This window comes from Variovorax sp. FW305-3-2-15-B-LB1, from assembly GCF_058787635.1.
The window spans coordinates 1-2,067 of the sequence record NZ_JBYSZY010000116.1; the positions used below are offsets into that span (position 1 = coordinate 1).

General features: G+C 66.4%; 2 protein-coding genes. One reads left to right on the forward strand and one right to left on the reverse strand.

Annotated elements, in window-relative coordinates; genetic code table 11:
- The coding region (locus tag AC3WQR_RS31525) for a hypothetical protein (protein WP_492745971.1) at positions 1-921 on the forward strand (921 nt) is incomplete at its 5' end.
- 128 nt (positions 922-1,049) lie between these two features.
- On the opposite strand, the gene ftsY is transcribed toward AC3WQR_RS31525, so the two are convergent.
- Positions 1,050-2,067 (reverse strand): signal recognition particle-docking protein FtsY (ftsY, locus tag AC3WQR_RS31530; protein WP_492745973.1); only part of this gene is annotated, 1,018 nt, incomplete at its 5' end.

Consider the following 2,067-nt stretch of genomic DNA (forward strand, 5'->3'; position numbering starts at 1 on the left):
CCGCCCGCACCGGCACCAGCCCCGGCGCCTGCACCCACACCAGCGCCGGCCCCCGCACCCGCGCCGAATCCGGGCGCGACCACTTTCCTGTACGAGGGCCTGCCGGCTGCGACCGCCACGTCGGCCTTCTTCGACAGCCTGGCTGCACAGGGCGCGCGCGGGTTCCGTTTCCTGAGCGGTTTCTCTTTCATGGCCAGCCCGACCACTGTCGATCAGGTTGATGGGTTCGTGAAGACCATCGATGCGACCTACAGCTACGAGAAGAAGCCGAAGGCCACGTCCAACGCGGACCTGCTGAACCAGCTGAATGAAGCCGGTGCGCGGGGCTTCCAATGGGCGGGCGAGTGGAGCGTCGGTGGCGAGACCTTCTACTTCTACCGCAAGAGCAGCGCCGACACTGCCACCTACAGCTACCGTGTCGAGCTGGCGCCTAAGAGCAAGGCGGACTACCTGACGCAGGCGAACACCCAAGGCGCGAGCGGATTTTTCAACCGGACGACCGCATTCATAACCGGAGATCCGGCGGGCACGGTCGCCGTCTATGAGAAGAGCTCGGTTGGCAACGCCACCTTCGCCTACGAGATGGGTGACATCAGCGGTGATCACGCTGGGTACCTTGCGCAATTCAACGAGCGCGGAAGCCGTGGCTTCCGTTTCCGGGGCGAACTCCTCTTTGCGGGGGGCAACGGTGTGCTCTACGCCAAGGACCTGTCGCAGTCGGCGACCTTCAACTTCTATTCGCTCGCACCGAGCACCAACACCACGGCCCTCATCCAGCAGGCGAACGCCGAAGGGGCCAAGAAGGCGGCGCTGCTCGGTCACCTGGCGCTGGGCACCAGCGAGCAGAAGGCCTACTACTTCACACCGACCGATTGCAACGTCAGCCCGTTGTGCGGCCCGACGTCACCGTTCGGTTTCTGATTTCTGAAAAGGCACACACGCAGGGGGAAATACAAAGGGAGAAAAAAGAAAGACAGGGAGCTGACGGTCCCCGGCGCGAGTCGGGGACCGTTTTTTTTGACCGAAGCGAACGGCGGCGAAAGCGCCGGTCAGCCCAGGAGCGCCTGCGCGAACTCGCGGGCGTTGAAGGTCTCGAGGTCTTCGAGCTTTTCGCCCACGCCGATGAAGTACACCGGAATCGGCCGCTCGCGCGCGATGGCGCACAGCACGCCGCCCTTGGCGGTGCCGTCGAGCTTGGTGACGATGAGGCCCGTGAGGCCCAGCGTCTCGTCGAAGGCCTTGACCTGCGCCAGCGCGTTCTGGCCGGTGTTGCCGTCGATCACCAGCAGCACTTCGTGCGGCGCGGTGGCGTCGGCCTTGGTGACGACGCGTTTGATCTTCTTGAGCTCGTCCATCAGGTGCAGTTGCGTCGGCAGGCGCCCGGCCGTGTCGACCAGCACCACGTCCTTGCCGCGCGCCTTGCCGGCGTTCACCGCGTCGAAGCTCACGGCCGACGGGTCGCCGCCTTCGTTGCTGACGATCTCGACGGTGTTGCGGTCGGCCCAGACCAGCAACTGCTCGCGCGCTGCCGCCCGGAAGGTGTCGGCCGCGGCCAGCAGCACCGAGGCGCCCTCGGTGGCCAGGTGCTTGGTGAGCTTGCCGATGGAGGTGGTCTTGCCCGCGCCGTTGACGCCGGCCACCATGATCACGGTGGGCGTGTACTCGCCGATGACCAGCGGCTTCTCCAGCGGCTTGAGCAGGTCGGTGACGGCGTCGGCCAGCAGGCGCTTGACCTGCGAGGCGTCGGTGGCCATCTGGCGCTTGACGCGCACCTTCAGGTCGTCGAGCAGGAACTCGGTGGCCTTGACGCCGGTGTCGGCCATGAGCAGCGCCGATTCGAGTTCTTCATACAGCGCGTCGTCGATCTGCGCGTTGACGAACACGGCCTGGATGCCGGTGCCGGTCTTGCGCAGGCCGGTCTTGAGCTTGTCGAACCAGCTCTTGCGCTCGGTGGCGATGGGGGCCGGTTCGGCGACAACAGCGACCGGCGCGGGAGGCGGTGCGGGCACGGGCGCCGGAGGGGGCGGCGGTGGCGCAATGACAGGAGCGGGTGCAGGAACGGGGGCT